This is a genomic window from Kitasatospora sp. NPDC089913, assembly GCF_044748625.1.
Lineage (GTDB): Bacteria > Actinomycetota > Actinomycetes > Streptomycetales > Streptomycetaceae > Kitasatospora.
Genome location: NZ_JBIVGI010000016.1, coordinates 1 through 14,119, shown reverse-complemented (window position 1 = coordinate 14,119; position 14,119 = coordinate 1). Strand labels below are relative to the sequence as shown.

At 72.4% G+C, this 14,119-nt stretch carries 14 protein-coding genes; 8 read left to right on the top strand and 6 right to left on the bottom strand.

Translation table 11 applies throughout. The features are described 5' to 3' along the window. Together ACIPYS_RS23610 and ACIPYS_RS23605 are read left to right on the top strand one after the other, a co-directional pair. On the top strand, positions 1-956 hold a 956-nt coding region (locus ACIPYS_RS23610), incomplete at its 5' end, for a tetratricopeptide repeat protein (RefSeq protein WP_400749116.1). A 940-nt stretch (positions 957-1,896) separates the two neighbouring features. Further along, complete coding sequence (locus ACIPYS_RS23605; RefSeq protein ID WP_400749114.1) at positions 1,897-2,268, top strand: hypothetical protein; 372 nt, start codon at positions 1,897-1,899, stop codon at positions 2,266-2,268. An 811-nt stretch (positions 2,269-3,079) separates the two neighbouring features. Here ACIPYS_RS23605 and ACIPYS_RS23600 read toward each other — a convergent pair. From ACIPYS_RS23600 to ACIPYS_RS23590, 3 genes are all read right to left on the bottom strand, one after another. Beyond that, the gene (locus tag ACIPYS_RS23600; protein WP_400749111.1) at positions 3,080-3,634 is read right to left on the bottom strand and encodes a DUF5958 family protein; all 555 of its coding nucleotides are present in this window, start codon (positions 3,632-3,634) and stop codon (positions 3,080-3,082) included. A 75-nt stretch (positions 3,635-3,709) separates the two neighbouring features. After that, on the bottom strand, positions 3,710-5,044 hold the full coding sequence (locus ACIPYS_RS23595) for a hypothetical protein (RefSeq protein ID WP_400749108.1): 1,335 nt from the start codon (positions 5,042-5,044) through the stop codon (positions 3,710-3,712). Positions 5,045-5,276: 232 nt separating this feature from the next. Continuing rightward, complete coding sequence (locus ACIPYS_RS23590) at positions 5,277-5,891, bottom strand: TetR/AcrR family transcriptional regulator (RefSeq protein ID WP_173862174.1); 615 nt, start codon at positions 5,889-5,891, stop codon at positions 5,277-5,279. Positions 5,892-5,928: 37 nt separating this feature from the next. On the opposite strand from ACIPYS_RS23590, the gene ACIPYS_RS23585 reads away from it, so the two are divergent. Both ACIPYS_RS23585 and ACIPYS_RS23580 read left to right on the top strand, forming a co-directional pair. Further along, complete coding sequence (locus ACIPYS_RS23585; protein ID WP_093863010.1) at positions 5,929-6,255, top strand: rhodanese-like domain-containing protein; 327 nt, start codon at positions 5,929-5,931, stop codon at positions 6,253-6,255. Between the two features lie 277 nt (positions 6,256-6,532). Continuing rightward, complete coding sequence (locus ACIPYS_RS23580; RefSeq protein WP_159425062.1) at positions 6,533-6,685, top strand: hypothetical protein; 153 nt, start codon at positions 6,533-6,535, stop codon at positions 6,683-6,685. Positions 6,686-7,035: 350 nt separating this feature from the next. Here the strand turns inward: ACIPYS_RS23580 and ACIPYS_RS23575 are convergent, their stop codons facing one another. Then, positions 7,036-8,040, bottom strand: coding sequence for a helix-turn-helix domain-containing protein (locus ACIPYS_RS23575; RefSeq protein ID WP_400749103.1), 1,005 nt, complete (start codon positions 8,038-8,040; stop codon positions 7,036-7,038). 216 nt (positions 8,041-8,256) lie between these two features. On the opposite strand from ACIPYS_RS23575, the gene ACIPYS_RS23570 reads away from it, so the two are divergent. After that, positions 8,257-8,730, top strand: a complete 474-nt coding sequence (locus ACIPYS_RS23570; protein ID WP_400749101.1) for a hypothetical protein — start codon at positions 8,257-8,259, stop codon at positions 8,728-8,730. A 115-nt stretch (positions 8,731-8,845) separates the two neighbouring features. Here ACIPYS_RS23570 and ACIPYS_RS23565 read toward each other — a convergent pair whose 3' ends face one another. Then, entirely contained in the window at positions 8,846-9,418 is a 573-nt protein-coding gene (locus ACIPYS_RS23565) for a DinB family protein (RefSeq protein WP_400749098.1), read from the bottom strand. 113 nt (positions 9,419-9,531) lie between these two features. After that, positions 9,532-10,455: a zinc-binding alcohol dehydrogenase family protein gene (locus tag ACIPYS_RS23560; RefSeq protein WP_400749095.1), complete on the bottom strand. Its 924-nt coding sequence runs from the start codon at positions 10,453-10,455 to the stop codon at positions 9,532-9,534. Between the two features lie 90 nt (positions 10,456-10,545). Between ACIPYS_RS23560 and ACIPYS_RS23555 the strand changes: the two genes are divergently transcribed. The 3 genes from ACIPYS_RS23555 to ACIPYS_RS23545 all read left to right on the top strand — a co-directional run bounded on the left by ACIPYS_RS23555 (position 10,546) and on the right by ACIPYS_RS23545 (position 13,666). Next, on the top strand, positions 10,546-11,055 hold the full coding sequence (locus tag ACIPYS_RS23555; protein WP_400749092.1) for a MarR family transcriptional regulator: 510 nt from the start codon (positions 10,546-10,548) through the stop codon (positions 11,053-11,055). Positions 11,056-11,328: 273 nt separating this feature from the next. Further along, on the top strand, positions 11,329-12,432 hold the full coding sequence (locus ACIPYS_RS23550) for a serine hydrolase domain-containing protein (protein WP_400749496.1): 1,104 nt from the start codon (positions 11,329-11,331) through the stop codon (positions 12,430-12,432). Positions 12,433-12,496: 64 nt separating this feature from the next. Next, a complete protein-coding gene (locus ACIPYS_RS23545; RefSeq protein WP_400749089.1) occupies positions 12,497-13,666 on the top strand; it encodes a serine hydrolase domain-containing protein in 1,170 nt (389 codons plus the stop codon). Positions 13,667-14,119 lie beyond the last annotated feature (453 nt).

Here is a 14,119-nt window from a genome sequence, read left to right as displayed (position 1 = left end):
CCCACCCCCAGACCCTGACCAGCCGCAACGACCTCGCCAACGCCTACGAATCCGCAGGCAACCTGGACCGCGCCATCCCCCTTTACGAGACCACCCTCACCCAGTACGAGCAGACCCTCGGCAACACCCACCCCTCCACCCTCACCAGCCGCAACAACCTCGCCAACGCCTACGAATCCGCAGGCAACCTGGACCGCGCCATCCCCCTCCACGAGACCACCCTCACCCAACGCGAGCAGACCCTCGGCCACACCCACCCCGACACCCTGGCCAGCCGTGGCAACCTCGCCTACGCCTACCGGGCTGCCGGGGACCTGGACCGCGCCATCCCCCTGTTCGAGACCACCCTCACCCAACGCGAACAGACCCTCGGCCACACCCACCCCGACACCCTCACCAGCCGCAACAACCTCGCCAACGCCTACCGAGCCGCCGGGGACCTGGACCGCGCCATCCACCTCCACGAGACCAACCTCACCCAACGCGAACAGACCCTCGGCCACACCCACCCCAACACCCTGGCCAGCCGCGGCAACCTCGCCCACGCCTACGCATCCGCCGGGGACCTGGACCGCGCCATCCCCCTGTACGAGACCACCCTCACCCAGTACGAGCAGGCCCTCGGTCACACCCACCCCGACACCCTCATCAGCCGCAACAACCTCGCCAACGCCTACCGAGCCGCCGGGGACCTGGACCGCGCCATCCACCTCCACGAGACCAACCTCACCCAGTACGAACAGCACCTCGGCGACACCCACCCCGACACCCTCATCAGCCGCAACAGCCTCGCCAACGCCTACCGAGCCGCCGGGGACCTGGACCGCGCCATCCACCTCTACGAGACCAACCTCACCCAGTGCGAACAAACCCTCGGCCACACCCACCCCCACACCCACACGGTACGAGCGAACCTGGCCGATGCCCGCGACGCCGCACGACACCATCAGCAGTGAATGACAGGCACACCCACCGGACAGCCACCCCAGCTGTCCGGTCACTGTCCGGCCGATTTCCCCAGATCAGACCACCTGACCGGACACCCGGACAGCCCGGACACCAGCACACCGCAGCACTGTCCGGCCCCACACCCAGGACGGCGCACGCACCCGAACGGCCACCCAGCAGGCGCTGGATCCGACCAGCCCGACTGCTCCGCACCAGCCGGTCAAGGCACGTTGACCCACAGCTTTACAGTCTGCTCCCCACGTACGCGGGGCTGATTCCCCGAACCAGCCGCGCGAGTACTCCGACCCGGACCGCTCCCCGCACAGGCGGACGAGGTCCGCATCCACCGACTGTTCTCACCATCGGGGCCGTGGCAGCGGCTCGTTCCGGGTGCAGTACATCCTGGACCACAAGGGAGCCGAAGACCTGGCCGCCGAGGTCGGGTCCGCGGCCTGGAGGGCGGCCCTCACTGAGCCCCGCCCAAGTCCTGGCCGACCTCGGCCCGGTCGTCTTCGGGCCGGACCAACTGTGAGCAGCAAGGGTATCCCGTGCATCCCGCTTCGCGAGTGGGAAACGCGGACGGGTCCGGCGCCTGTGTGGCGCCGGACCCGTCCGACTGTGGAGCGCCAGGCCCGGGTTGCACGGACTCTTCCTACTGAAAGTAGGACGTGCTCTGGTAGCACCGCTGACGCCTGGCGAGGGATCATGTCCCTCGCGACATCGAGAAGATTAGCAGCTCAACGCCCATGTTCCGAATCGCGGCCGATTCAGGGCCGGGGTGGCGACGCAGGGCTTCCGGCCTGTCTCCCTTCGAGGTTCGATGCCTGGCACGAGACCGCCGGCGTGCTTCCACTGGCGAAGAACTGATATATCGACTGACGGTCGGTCCGGCCGCGAAGCCTGGAAGGCAAGATGACTCGCTCCTCCACTGCTGCCCTCCTGGGTGCGATGGCCCTGATTCTGCTCGAGACGATCGCGATCGTTCTCTTCTTCTGCATTGCCATGCCGCTGCTTGCGGGTGGTATCGCCTTGGAGGACGAGACGGCGCCCACTCCGGCCTACGTGCCCTACGTGTTCCTGGTCGCGGGGATCGTCATGGTCGGGGTCAACGGTTGGGCCGCTCGGGGTCTGTGGGCGATGCAGTCGCCGCACAAGGCGTCACGTGCTTCGTCCGCCCTGGTGGGGGCGGGAGCAGCGCACGTCGTGCTGCTCGGTTACGGCCTGCTGTCGGGGGAGCACCTGTTCACACTTTTCGCGGCGGCGGTGCTGGCCCTGCTTGCCGTGCTCGTGCGGCCGGCGTTCGCGAAGCCGACCGGCTGACAGCAGCTGCGTCGGAGTGGGAAGTCGGGCTCTCCGACTTCCCACTCCGACGAGCGCCCGCAAAAGCCCGAGGGCACGCCGGCCGCTGCCCTCGCGCAGATACGGATTGCCCCAAGGCAGCAACCGGAGTGAAGAACCTCGACCGGCAATCAACGACGCTGCCCTCGCAGGTCTGCGAGGGCAGCTACGGAGGTCGGAAACTGGGTGCAAGAGGGCGGTCCTGCCTGGCATCATGGCGCTCATGATGATGCGTCGAAAGGCCGATGCCGCGTAGACGGCCACGCGCACTGCGCGCTGAACGACCGGTCTCCCGCACGTGGGGGCCGGCTCCGCCGCTGCGGATTCGCGGACTCTCCGCCGGAGCGAGCCTGGCTGTGCACCGGATCGAGTATCTGAGCGACAGTTACTGCATCCACCCGGGTGCCACAGCGTGGGCGTTGCGGCGATACCGCGAGTTCCTGCGTCCGCCAGGAAGACGTCCGCTGTATCCGCAGGAGTCGTACTGCTCGTGCTCGGGCTGTTCGTACGACGACGTCAGGCACGCGCGTGACGTACTGAAGGAAGTCTTGGAGAGACTGCCGGAACGGGCCCGTGCCGAGCTCAGCCGGCTCGTGAAGCCCATGGATGCGGTCTTCCTGCGTCGCACCCTCCCTGACCCTTTCGCGCACCGCCGCCAGTGGCGCACGGAGTTCTGGTGGTATCGCCGTCTGGCCAACAGGTCGGAGTGGGGATGAAGAGACCCACGGTCAGCCCCGAACCGAGGCAGGACGGCCGCCGGTCGGCCGACCCGCCTCGAACACTCAGAGATCGATCAAGGGACAACCCTCAGCCCGGGTAGAGGTCGTAACGGCCGGGGACGCGGTTCTGGAAGGCGTCCCACGTCGCCGGGCCGACGGTCCCGTCCCTGATGAGGCCGTGACAGCCCTGGATCCACCTCTTGCCGGTCGCCCTGGGTGGGAAGGTTGTGCCACGAGTGCCCGCAGCCGCCCTTGCAGTGCGTCTGCCTGCGTCGGGTGTCGGCGACGGAGAAGGCCGCGACCAGGACACGGAACGCGTTGATGTGTTCTTCGGCGGGGAGAGTCGCGAATCCGTAGCGAGGAGGATCCATCCGGATCATCACGGAAGCGTTGGCGGTGGGCTTCACACCGGACCGAGCCACTCCCGCGCTCCCGTCCGCGGCCGTGATGTGCGCCTGCATCGCGTACCCGGCGACTTCTTCCAGGACGGCCCTCCGCTCCACCGGGGAAAGGAGCGAGAACCAGGAAGTCCCGTCCTCCAACGTACGCAGCCCCTGGGCGACCTCGTTGACGACCCGCTCCGTCGCGGCCCTCGTGCCGCGCCGGTCCTCGCTGCTGCTCTCCGACATCTCCCGATCCTTTCACGCGGGTCCGATCGGTGCCCCTGAACCATGAGGGTGACGGTCCGCCGGCGCGGTTCCGCCCTACCCGAGGGCGTGCACGATGCCGCCCAGCAGGTGTTGGAGGGCCTCGCGCAGGGGCAGGACGAGGGGGCCCGCGAGAACAGCAACGGTCAGGGCGAGGGGCAGGCGTGGGGTCCGGCTGCGGTGCGGGAGGACGCCGAGGGTGAGCACCAGTGCGGCGATCACCAGGGGTGGCACCAGGGCCACCGCCCAGGCGGGCACCGGGCCCAGGGTCACCGGGGAGTCGAGGGCGCCGGACAGGCCCAGCCAGCCGACCGACAGCAGCAGGCTGAGGTCGATCAGCCGGGGGACGGCCGGGGACACCCGGACGCGGCCGTCGAGGCTGCGCCGGAACGAGAACACCATCATCAGCACCATGACGGACAGGACGGCGAGTTCGACCCGCAGGACACCCGGGAGGTCGGGCGGGGGGAAGTGTCCGGTGCTGAAGATCCAGGTGACGGCCGCGGCGGGCACCCCGAGCAGTGCGGCCCAGAGCAGGCACAGCCGCAGGACGAGGGCCGGGGCGGGCAGCCAGATGCTGCCGCCCGCCGGCCGCACGGGCCGGTTCTGCCCCCGGGCGAGCAGTGCGGCGATCAGCTCCTCCTCGGGCCGGCCCTCGGAGCCGCGCCCGGGCTCGTCGCCGGGCCTGCGGAAGCTGTGCTCCAGTGCCTCGCGGCGTCGGCGCGCGATGTCGGGCCGCTGCTCGTGTCCGCGGCTGACGGCGCTGAGGTAACCGAACAGGAGGAGGACGGCACCGACCGCGAGCGCCGCGGGCAGTCGGCCGGCCGGCCCGGGGCCGCTGGGCGGCGCCATCCAGGCGGCGGTGAAGGCCACGACGAAGACCGCGATCAGGGCCATGCCGCGGACCGCGTCGAACGGGGCCGTCAGGTCCGAGCGGCGGACGCCGGCGGACGCGCCGACCACCAGCCAGAGCACGGAGAGCAGCAGCCACTGGGTCGCGACGGCCATCGGCAGCAGGTCAGGCAGTTGCCCGGAGAGGATGTCGCCGACGGCGTCGCCGAACGAGCGAGACTGCCCGCCCACCCCGAACGCGTAGGCCAGCACGAGCAGCAGGAGCTGTGCCACGCCGAGCAGGCGGCCGGTGTCGTCCCAGAAGTCCCGGGAGGTGACGGCGCGTGCGATGGCTCCGGCCTGGACGCCCAGGACGACGAGCGCCAGCAGGACCGGCATCGCGATCACACCGAAGGCGGTGTCCGGGTCCATGGTGGTCAGATGGGCGGGGATGCCGAGCGCGTCGGCGACGTGCTGCCCGCCCCGGATCACCGCCCCCATCCACGCGGGTCGGGATTCGTCCGCCGTCGTGGCGGCGCCGATGGCCGTGACCGCTCCCACCTGTCCCCCTGTGCTCGCGGCCCCGGACCGCCCGGTGCGGTCCGGGATTCAGCCCAAGGATGCTGCTGCCAAGGGCAGTTGGGAACGACGATCGGGTTCCGTTCACCGAGCGGGGACCGACCTGTGACAGTGCGGCGGCATCAGTGACGCACCCGGGTACGGGCGGTGCCGCCGGTACGGGTGGTGCGGGACTCCGGCAAGAGGCCCGACCGGCGCCGCCGAGGGCCGGTCGTCACATCGCGCGCTCCGCGAGCCGGAGCAGGGCGGCGCGCAGGCGCTGTTCGCCGAGCTCGGGGAGCAGGGCCGCGACGTGGTCGGCGGCGGCGGCCGCGAGCAGGGTGTGGGCGGTGGCGTCGGGGTCGGGGCTGGTGGCGAGCAGGATCGCGACGTGGCGGTGCCAGAAGCGGTAGGCGCCGATGCGGTAGCGGGCCCCGGGGGTGGCGGTCTCGGACATCCGGACCAGGGCCAGGTGCTCCAGCAGGTAGTCGAAGTAGGCGTCGAGGAAGGCGGCCAGGCGCTCACCGGCCGGCGCGCCGGGGCCGAGCGGGGGCGGACCGTGCAGGACGGCCTCCTGGAGTACGCGTTCGCGGGTGTCCAGCAGGGCGACGGCCAGCCCCGACTTGTCGCCGAACCGGCGGAACAGGGTGCCCTTGCCGACGCCCGCGGCGGCGGCGACCTGGTCCATGGAGACCGCCTCGACACCGTGTTCGGCGAACAGCCTGGCGGCGGCGTCCAGCACCGCGATCCGGTTCCGCGCCGCGTCGGCGCGCTCCTTGGGCGGCGGCGTGCGCAGGAGTTCCAGGGGCGTTGCATAAACGGACTGCGGTCCGCTACTGTCGTGAGCCATAAGAGGACTGTAGTCCGATTCTTCTGGAGGTGGCACCATGACCGCACTCATCACCCGCGACGAACTGGCCGCGGCGATCGAGGCCGACGCCGTGACCGTCGTCGACACGCTCGGCGGCGACTACTACGCCCAGCAGCACCTTCCCGGCGCGGTGGCGCTGGTCGCGGCCGAGATCGACGCCCGGGTGTCGACCGTGCTCCCCGACCGCGACGCCGCGATCGTCACCTACTGCTCCAACCCGGCCTGCCCGAACAGCGGCCAGGTCGCCGACCGGCTCACCGCCCTCGGCTACAGCAACGTCCGCAAGTACCGCGAGGGGATCCAGGACTGGGTCGAGGCCGGCCTGCCGGTCGAATCCGCCTGACATCCGCCCGCCGTCCACCGGGCGACACGGGGGAAGGGGGCGGGCTCCGACGGGAGCCCGCCCCCCGCCGGACCAGCACCGGAAGGCAGGCGGCCACGCCCGGCACACCCAATGCTCACCAACCGACGAACCTTCAAACACCAGGACAACAGCCCGCCTCGACTCCGAAATTACGATCCGGTCTCGAAAAATGGTGTAGAATCGAAAGCGCAAGGGGGCCTTGGGGCTGATGCCGAAGCCATCAGCGGGCTACCCACCGGCAGGGGGAACGACCGTCATGACCTACCACCTCGAAACCGCGCGCGCGATCATCAACGAGCGGATGCGCGAGGCCGAGCAGCACCGCCTCGCCCACGCGCTGCACCTCAAGAACCGCGCCGAGACCAAGACCCGGCGGGCACGCCTGCTCCTCTCCCGCCTCGGCGCGTGAGCACCACCGCGGCAGGCTGCCGCACCCAGCGAACCGGCCGGACACCCGATCGTCCGGCCGGTCGCTGACCGGGGACGCCTCGAACGGCGCGACACCGCGCCCGACCGTCCCCCTCCACTCTTCCGGGCGTCGATCCGGTCCGGCCGGGACACGACCGTCCCCGACCCGCCGCCACCGCCCCGCGCGAACGCCGAGAGCACGGCGGCGCCCGCCTCGCACGCCGTGACCACACGCCCTGACCACCCGGGCGGACCGGCGCAGAGGCAGGCCGGCGAACGGCAGCTCCGACAGCCTTCTCACCACGTCCTCGGCCCAGCGGTAAGTGATCCCGTCGTGTCGCCCCGGCACCGCTACGGCCCGGCCGTCGGGGCGTCGAGCAGAACGGACCCCGCCGCCGTCACGTGGTGGCGGACGCGATTGCCGTCGCGCTGCGTGGTGATCAGCCCCGCCGCCCGCAGTGTGGTCGCGTGCTCCGACGCGGACGCCAGTGAGATGTCCAGACGGTGGGCCAGTTCGGCGGTACTGAGCCCGGGGGCGGCGGCGACGCCGCGCAGGACCGCGGACCGGGTCGCCCCCAGCAGCCGGCCGAGAGCGGTGACACGGTGCAGCTCCCGGACCGGCGAGGCATCGGCGAGGGGGCCGTGCAGGCGGTCGAAGGGGAGTTGGTAACAAAGGACCGGTGGTTCCTCGACCGCTCCGTCCAGCAGCCTCGGCACCGGCCCGCAGAACAGCATCGGCGCGACGGTCAGGCCGCGTCCCTCGAGACGGACCTCCACGGCCGCCTGCCCCGGCACCGTCAACACGGGCTGCTGCCAGCGCACATCGGGATGGAGGGAGCCGAGCAGCGCCCCCGTGCCCCGGAACTGCAGGATCGTGGTCAGCCGCGCCAGTTCGACGTCGAGGGCGTCCTGGATCCGAGCGGCACGCGGCGCGATCGCGACCTCGTGCCAGACCGTCAGCGCCCGGGTGACGGCCTCCATCGCGCCCCGGTCACCGTGGCCGAGCAAGCGGACCCAGTCGGGCAGGGCACCCGACGCGGCGAGCCCGGCGAGGTCCGCCGCCAATCGGTGCCGCGGAGTCGCGCGGACGTCGTCGAGGGCGTCGCTCAGCGAAGCAGCATTGGTCGCCGGGGTGAGGAAGTCGGGGATCCAGCCCCTCGCGCGGACGAGGTCCAGCAGTGGCGCGACCTCGACCGGCAGACGCGGGCGCAACCCGTCGCGCCAGGCACCGAACCGCTGCCGCTGGTCGGAGCGCCGCGCCACCTGGAGGCTCAGCACCGCCTCCCCGAGCTGCGGCGACGGCCCGACCAGGCCGACGCGGACGAGATCCTCCGCGGTGAAGTGAACCCGTAACACCTGTCCCCCGGAACGTTGCTGCGCCTCCGCCGGCCGGGGCGGCAGCACGTCGCCGACATCCTGTCAGCTCCGGCGGGGCCCGGGCTACCGGCCGGTTTCGGACCAGCCCGAAACGGGGTGCCGGTCAGCGGCCGCGTTCGCAGGATGGGACAGGCGCGACGGCCGGGGAGGCCGGCGCCGACACGCATCCACCGGACTCGACAGGAAGGCACGACCATGCTCCGTACCATCCGGACCCACCGGCGCCGCGCGACACGGACCGTCGCGGCGTCGACGCTGACCGCCGCCGCGCTGACCATGGTGCTGGCGGGCGCCCAGGGCGCGTCGGCCGCGACCACCGCGGGCCAGCAGTGCCGGGGCACCGGCTGGGGCTCCATCGCCCAGGGCGTCAACAGCTACCCGTGCGCCCAGGGGAACGGCCTCACCGGCATCTCCGGATCGATCGATTACGACAACCTGAACCACCTCAACATCCTGCCCTGCGCGGAACTCCTGCTCGTCAACTCCAACGGGAGCACCACCAGCGTCCGGGACTTCGGCTGCGGTGCCTGGAGCACCGCCGGGCGCCAGCAGTTCTACACCGCGACCCGGACCGGCCTCCCGGTCGGCACGTACGTCGTCGCGGCCGGATTCTGGTACAACGGGACCTACTACGGAAACCTGCAGAGCGGTCGGGTCTCGGTCTTCTAGACCGGCCGACGGTCACCGGCCCGCCCCCGGTCTCCCGGCGGGCGGGCCGGTCGCCCGGGCGCGGGGAGACCGGGCGCGGGGAGACCGGGCGCGGGGAGACCGGGCGCGGACACGGCTACTGACCGACCCGGCCGTCCACGCACTCGCGCAGGAGATCGGCGTGGCCGCAGTGGCGGGCGTACTCGTCCACCATGTGCAGCATGATCTCGCGGACCGCCAGCCCCTCCCGGCCCACCCGCGCACCGAGGTCGTCGTAGTGGACGGCCAACGCCGCGTCCAGGGAAGCCTGTTCGCGCTCCAGATCGGCGAAGGTGGCGTCCACCACGGCCTGTTCGGCCACGGCGCCGTCGAAGTCCGCGTCCCGCGCGCCGTAGAGCTTGGGCAGCCGCTCGCCGTCGGTGATCCAGTTGTGCCAGTCCCGCTCCACCTCGGCGAGGTGGCGGACCAGGCCGAGCAGCGACATCGTCGACGGTGGCACCGAACGGCGGGCGAGCTGCTCGGCGTCGAGGCCGTCGCACTTGAGGCGCAGGGTGAGCCGGTAGTTGGTGATCGCCTCCCGGAGGGTCGGCAACTCCCCGTCCGGCGAGGGCCCTTCGTTGTCACGGGGGTCGTCGTCGGGGTTCAGCCACATGTCGGGGTAGACGGTGGCCCGGGTCCATCGCTCGGGTTGATCATTCATGCGGGCCATGATCGCCGGTGAGGGCCCCTGCCGCCAGCGCATTTCCCGCGACCGGTCGACCGGTCGACCGGGCCAGGGCGGGCCGGGCCAGGGCGGGCGGACCCGAGCGGACCCGGCCGGACCTACGGGACCAGAACGACCTTGCCGAGGTTGCGGCGCTGCTCGACCGCGGCGTGGGCCCGGGCGGCGTCGCGGAGCGGGATCTCCTCGTGCACGGCGGGGCGCAGGGTGCCCGCGTCGCGCAGCTGCCAGAGTTCGTGCAGCCAACGCCGGTAGAGCTCCGGCCTGCCGAGGGCGACGGCCCGCATCTGGAAGCCGATCAACGAGGCTCCGCGGAGCAGGAGTTCGTACGCATCGACGGTGCCGCCGCCGGAGCTGTAGGCCACCAGCCGGCCGCCTGCGGCCAGCGCCCGGACGGCGGGGCCGAGCAGGTCGCCGCCGACACCGTCGAGGATCACGTCGTACGGCCCGCCCCAGTCGGCGTCCCGGTAGCACACCACCTCGTCGGCGCCGAGCCCCCGGACGAAGCCTGCCTTGTCGAGGCTGCCGACGGCGGCGACGACGCGGGCCGCCCCGCCGGCCACGGCGTACTGGAGGGCGAGCGTACCCACGGCACTGGCCGCGGCCGTGACCAGGACCGATTCACCGGGCTCCGGGCGCGCGGCCTCGTAGGCGCCGCGCGCGACCAGGCCGCTGCGGACCAGCGCGACCGCCTCCACGGCGGTCGCGCCGTCCGGGATCCGGGACGCCATGGCGCTGCTCAGGACCGCGAACTCGGCGTAGGCGCCGGTGAAGCAGAGCCCGGTGACGCGGTCCCCGGCGGCGAGGCCGGTGACCCCCGCCCCCAGTGCGACGATCTCCCCCGCGACCTCGCCGCCGAGCGGGACCGGCTCGGTGCTGCCCCGCAGCTTGCGCACGGTGGGCAGGGTCACCCCGATCGCCTCGACCCGGACCAGGACCTCCCCGGCCCCCGGCTCGGGCGGGTCGACCTCCTCGGCGCACAGCACCTCCGGTCCGCCGTCGACCTGATGACGAATACGCAGCACAGGACCTCCCCCGTCCGAATTCATTGGATGCCCCAATGATAAGCCGAATATCATTGGGCTGTCCAACGGTTTCCCGGATAGGCTGCACCCATGACCTCGGACCCGACGCCGGACCTGACCCCGGAACTGACCCCGGCCCCGACCCCGGACCTGACACCCGCTCCCGCCTCGGCGCTCCGGCACATCCAGTCCCTGCCGACGTGGCTCGTCGGCCGGGTCGCGGCGCGCGGCCGGGGGATGGTCGCCGACGCGATCGCCGCGGAGGGGCTGAAGCTCATGCAGCACGCCGTGCTGGCCGCGACGGCCGACCAGGGTCCCGTCACCCAGGCCGAGCTGGGCCGCCGGCTGTCCGTCGACCCCAAGGACATGGTCGGCATCCTCAACCACCTCCAGGACGAGGGCCTCGTCCTGCGCAGCCCGCACCCCTCCGACCGCCGCAAGAACGCCGTCACCGTCACCCCGGAGGGCACCGCCGTCCTCGCCCGCTGCGGCGCGCTGGCCGAGGCCGCCAACGCCGAACTGCTGGCACCACTCGCCCCGGAGGAGCGGGAGCAGCTGACGGCCCTGCTCACCCGGCTCCACGAAGCGGCGCCGGCGTAGGGACCGGCCCCGCGGGTCCCGGGCCGGCCCCTCGGGCCCCGGGAGCACGGTCCCGTCCCCGGCCCCGACCCGGAGCACGTTCCCGCCCCGCCCCGGAGCACGTTCCCGGCCCGGTATCGTCCCCCGCGCGGACGGATTGACGGCCCGTCCGATGATCCCCTTGAGGGGCGCCGGGAAGAGCTCCGGCGCCCTACCAAGAGGGGCTTTCCCGTGAACGAGCACGCACCGCAGCAGCACCTTCCGAAGCGCTTCCGCGGCAGCCGGCGCAGTGCGATGGCGGCCGCGACCTCGATGGTCGCCGCCGCCGTGGTGGCCGGCGCCCTGTCCCCGGCCACGGCCTCCGCCGCCCCGCGCCCGGACTCCGTGCAGCAGAGCCTCGACGCGCTGGTCAAGAAGAACGGGGTGCCCGCCGCCCTCGCCACCGTCAAGGGCCGCGACGGCCGCACCCGCACCTACACGGCCGGCGTCGGCAACGCGGCCACCAAGGCCAAGGTGCCGATGGACGGACAGGTGCGGATCGGCAGCAACACCAAGGCGTTCACCGCCGTCGTGGTCCTGCAGCTGGTCGCCGAGGGCAAGGTCGGCCTGGACAGCAGCGTGGACACCTACCTGCCCGGACTGGTGCGCGGCGAGGGCATCGACGGCCGGAACATCACCGTGCGCCAGCTGCTCCAGCACACCAGCGGCCTGCCCGAGTACGTGGACCGCGAGGGCATCCTCAAGGACCCCAAGCGCTACTACGAGCCGCGCGAACTCCTCGACGGCGCACTGGCCCAGAAGGCCCACTTCGCGCCCGGCACCGACTGGGAGTACAACAACACCGGCTACCTGCTGGCGGGCCTGATCGTCCAGAAGGTCACCGGCCGCCCGCTCGGCGAGGAGATCACCAAGCGCGTCGTCGACCGGATCGGCCTGCGCCACACCTACTTCCCCGCCCCCGGGGACATGACGATCCACGAGGCCCACCCCAAGGGCTACCAGCGCAACGCGGACGGGACGCTGCGCGACTACACCGAGCTGGACCCGTCCTGGGGCTGGGCCGCCGGTGCGGCCGTCTCGACCAACACCGACGTCACCCGGTTCTACGGCGCGCTGCTGGGCGGCCGGCTGCTGCCCGCCGCCCAGCTCGCGCAGATGCGCACCACCGTCCCCGCCGAGGCGATCGGCACCGGGGTCCGCTACGGGCTCGGCCTGGTGAGCCGCCCGCTCTCCTGCGGCGGCGTCGCCTGGGGCCACGGCGGGACGATCCCGGGCTACGAGAGCGCCGGTGGCACCACCGAGGACGGCCGCGCCGTGAACCTCACCGTGACCACGATCCCGGACGCCGACACCACGAAGCGCGTGGACCAGGTGGTGGACGAGCTGCTCTGCCGCTGATCCCCGGGCGCCCGACACCCGCCCTCCACCCCTTCACCCCTCGCTTCGCAGCAGTGGAGTCCCGATGAACGAACACGCCCCGCAGCGCTGGGCGCACCGCATCCGCCTCGCGCGGTACGCCACCACGGCCACCGCCACCGCCGGGCTCGCCCTGGCCGCCCTCGCCCCGGCCGCGACGACGGCCCACGCCGCACCGCGCCCGGACGTCGTGCAGCAGCGCCTCGACGCACTGGTGAAGGCGGACGGCATGCCCGCCGCCCTCGCCACCGTCAAGGGCCGCGACGGCCGCAGCCGCACCTACACCGCCGGTGTCGGCAACCTGGCCACCGGAGCCGGGGTGCCGGTCGACGGGCAGATCCGGGCCGGCAGCAACACCAAGGCCTTCGTCGCCGTCGTCGTCCTGCAACTGGTCGCCGAGGGCAAGGTCGGCCTGGACGCGCCGGTCGACACCTACCTGCCGGGCCTGCTGCGCGGGGACGGCTTCGACGGCCGGACCATCACCGTCCGCCAGCTGCTCCAGCACACCAGCGGCCTGCCCGACTACATGGAGGCTCCCGCACTGGCCGACTGGACCACCATCCAGTTCCGCTGGTTCGAGCCGCGCGAACTGCTCGACGGGGCACTCGCCCAGAAGGCCCGGTTCGCCGCCGGGACGGGCTGGGAGTACAGCAACACCAACTACCTGGTGGCCGGCCTGCTGATCCAGAAGGTCACCGGCCGCCCCTTCGGCGAGGAGGTCACCAAGCGCGTCATCGACCGGATCGGCCTGCGCCGCACCTACGTCCCGGCCGCCGGGGAGACCGCCCTCCGCGAGCCCCACCCGCACGGCTACCTGCGCACCGGCCCGGACGCGCCGCCGGTCGACTACACCGCGATGGACTCCTCGATGGCCTGGGCCGCCGGCGCGGTGGTGTCCACCAACACCGATCTCAACACCTTCTACGGCGCGCTGCTGGCGGGCCGGCTGCTGCCCGCCGCGCAGCTCGCCCAGATGCGCACCACCGTCCCCGCCGAGTTCCTGGGCGCCGGGGTCCGCTACGGCCTGGGGATCCAGAGCAGGCCGCTGAGCTGCGGCGGCCTGGTCTGGGGCCACGGCGGCACCTCCCCGGGCTACCGGACCAGGGGCGGCGTCACAGAGGACGGCCGCGCGGCGAACATCACCGTCACCACCGTCCCGGACGCGCCCACTGCCGGACGCCTGACCGACGCGGTCGACGCGGCCCTCTGCCGCTGAGCCCCGCCCGGGCCCGGAACCCGCCCTCGGGGCGGGTCCGGGTCCTGGTCCGGGTCCGGGTCCGGCGGGTCCGGGGCGGGCAGGCCGGTGCGGAGGGCGACGGTTCCCGCACCGGGGGTGAGGGCTGTGGCGGGGGCCACCCGGCCGGGGGCGGCGGCGTCACCGGCGGAGGGCGGGGCGGTCACGGGCTGTCGACGGTGTGCGCGGGCTCACAGGGCCAGGGGTGTGGTGCGGGCCACTTCGGGGTCTGGTTTGATCTTGAAAATCGGGGCATTTGCCTTCAAATCAACCCATTTTCATGATCCATACCCACGGTAACCCCCCGCTGACGTGCCTAAACCTCCGAATCCTTGAAAGCCCACCCCCACCCCCGTAACTTCGAATGCGTCGCACCGAACGAGCACACCGCTCACCGGGAACACCGTGCGAGCCCCCCGCAACCACAAGCCCCCA

Excerpts from the sequence above, each read along its gene's own strand:
- ACIPYS_RS23600 (WP_400749111.1), bottom strand. The coding sequence starts at position 3,634 with ATGTCGGAGAGCAGCAGCGAGGACCGGCGCGGCACGAGGGCCGCGACG.
- ACIPYS_RS23570 (WP_400749101.1), top strand. The coding sequence starts at position 8,257 with ATGCTCCGTACCATCCGGACCCACCGGCGCCGCGCGACACGGACCGTC.
- ACIPYS_RS23565 (WP_400749098.1), bottom strand. The coding sequence starts at position 9,418 with ATGGCCCGCATGAATGATCAACCCGAGCGATGGACCCGGGCCACCGTC.
- ACIPYS_RS23555 (WP_400749092.1), top strand. The coding sequence starts at position 10,546 with ATGACCTCGGACCCGACGCCGGACCTGACCCCGGAACTGACCCCGGCC.
- ACIPYS_RS23545 (WP_400749089.1), top strand. The coding sequence starts at position 12,497 with ATGAACGAACACGCCCCGCAGCGCTGGGCGCACCGCATCCGCCTCGCG.
- ACIPYS_RS23590 (WP_173862174.1), bottom strand. The coding sequence starts at position 5,891 with ATGGCTCACGACAGTAGCGGACCGCAGTCCGTTTATGCAACGCCCCTG.
- ACIPYS_RS23580 (WP_159425062.1), top strand. The coding sequence starts at position 6,533 with ATGACCTACCACCTCGAAACCGCGCGCGCGATCATCAACGAGCGGATG.
- ACIPYS_RS23605 (WP_400749114.1), top strand. The coding sequence starts at position 1,897 with ATGGCCCTGATTCTGCTCGAGACGATCGCGATCGTTCTCTTCTTCTGC.
- ACIPYS_RS23550 (WP_400749496.1), top strand. The coding sequence starts at position 11,329 with ATGGCGGCCGCGACCTCGATGGTCGCCGCCGCCGTGGTGGCCGGCGCC.
- ACIPYS_RS23585 (WP_093863010.1), top strand. The coding sequence starts at position 5,929 with ATGACCGCACTCATCACCCGCGACGAACTGGCCGCGGCGATCGAGGCC.